Consider the following 2,329-nt stretch of genomic DNA (forward strand, 5'->3'; position numbering starts at 1 on the left):
TTGTAAATAATACCGTTATTAACGATAATGAAGTTACTGCTGGTGGGTTCCATCTATATCTTACTGGATTGAATAATACCTCAGAGTCTAATGGGTATACGATCTCTTTAGAAAGAAATAAATTCTTAAACTCTAAAAAGATAACATTTAATAATGTTAACGGAATTACATTTAAGAACAATGAAGTAACAGGTGGTATCGAATTAGGAACTTCTTCTAATATCGATATTTCATCTAATACCAGAATAGACCCTAACGATAGTGATGGTATCCGTTTATATGGAACTCATTCTAGTGTATCTATTAGTAATAATAACATACTAGAACCTTCTGGAGCTGATCGATATGATTGTATTAATAACAATTCAGATACTCCCGGAGAGATTACAATGACTAACAACTCTTGTGGACAAAGGTAGACCTCAAAAGTTAAAAAAAAACAATATATTAATAAGTCCGGATGCTATACGTATTCGGACTTATTTGCTTATATAAAATTGTTTATCCTTCTAAAAAACTAACTAAACCAAGGTTTTTATATCATACTCCATTTCATTTTTACTAATAAGAAACAGCTTTTTGGTATACGTAACATCTTCAATTTGATAACGGATACCTCCTATTTAATATTTACTCTAGCTATCGCATAGACAGTATTACCTAATTTTCTTCATTTCTCTTATTTACCTCTTGAATAACCTAAATATTTTATAAAAACGAACAATTATGTCTATTCCTACAAAATAATGCTCATAAAATAAATAAATAGTTGTCTTTATAAGTATTTTAATTTTTATAAACGTTAAAAAAGCATTTTTTATAACTGATTATCAGATAAATACCTGTAATAACTCACTCATATTCACAAATTCTTACAAAATAAATAATTTTCAATTTACTATCTATTAAATGCATAATATCATCGATTAAAGTACGTTTTATATGTATAACCCAAATTTTTAAAAACAAATAAATTAAATTCTAAATGAAAAAATTGACCCAAATTAAAAACCTAGCCTACATCCTGTTTTTGTCTATTTCAATTTCCCTAATTTCGTGCAGTGAAGATAAAATTGAAGATTCAGTTTCTGAAGAGTTAGAAAACCAACAACTAAACTCAAGTAAAAATTTAGAAAATAGAATTTCTACCACACCTTGTGATTTTGATTTATCAAGTGTTTCCAGTAACTCTACGATAACTATTGATTGTGTTTTAGACCTTCATGGAAAAAACATCTCACTTCCTGCAAATGTAAATTTTGATTTTGATGGAGGTACTATATCTAATGGAACACTAATATTTTCTGGCGGATATATCGATGGCCGTCTATTACATTCTGATTTATCTCTACGAGGAGGTGTTAAATTAAAAGACCCTCTATTTATTTTTGATGCATCTAAGTGGAGGACTATAGTACAAGGCCCTACAAATTCTGAAACAGCTCTTCAAAATACGGAGGAGTTTGAAAAACTAATTTATCGAATTAAAAGAATGGGAGCAACTACCTTTGAAATGGATACGTTTGATGCTTATTTTGAAACTACCAAGGTTACAAGTACAACATCTAATCAAAATTTTTATGCGTCTGTAGAAGCTATTAACTTACCGTCAAGCTTTCATCTAAAAATGTCTGATAACACTCACCTAAGACAATTTCCTGCAGAACCAGGTATTGAAAATGGTGCAATTATGGCTGTTAGAGATGTTTCTAGTGTTAAAATCACTGGTGGTAACTTTCACGGAGATAGAAATCAACGCACCTATTCTCCAGAAGATGTTGGTTTAGAAGGCACTCACCTTTTTCATATTCATTCTGGAAGAAATATTACAATGGATGGAGTTAACTTTATCGAAGGTTCTAAAGGTGCAATCGCCATATATTCATTAGGTTTTTCTTTTAACCCAGATTATAAACCTACTACTAATGTAAAAGTAATCAATTGTAAATTTAAAGATATTAGAAGAATGGGAATCGCTCTTACAGATGGTCGAGATATTCTAATAGAGGGAAATACATTTACTAATATAGGTCAACCAATGTCAGGATCTGATGGCGGAGAAGTTGGTTATGCTATAAATATTGAGGCATTTAGAACCAGAGATAGTAATGGAGTTCTTATGGAAAATGAATTAGCTTTTGATATCCTTATTGCTAGAAATACAGAAGTTAACAGTAGAATTGGTTTTACCGCTGCAACTATAGGACAAAAAATAACTATCGATGATAACGATATAGAAACAAGATGTATTATATCTCTTGCTAACGAAACTAAAATTATTAATAACAGATTTAATGCATCTGCTGCTGCTGGAGAAACTTTTGCAATA

The 2,329-nt window shown here is 30.1% G+C and carries 1 protein-coding gene and 1 pseudogene; both read left to right on the plus strand.

The features are described 5' to 3' along the window. Positions 1-419, plus strand: a 419-nt coding sequence (locus ACWGOQ_RS24010; RefSeq protein ID WP_458202894.1) for a hypothetical protein, incomplete at its 5' end; no start/stop codon positions are given. 566 nt (positions 420-985) lie between these two features. Next, positions 986-2,329, plus strand: a pseudogene (locus ACWGOQ_RS24015) (hypothetical protein); the annotation flags it as partial.

It is taken from the genome of Aquimarina ulvae, assembly GCF_053613295.3.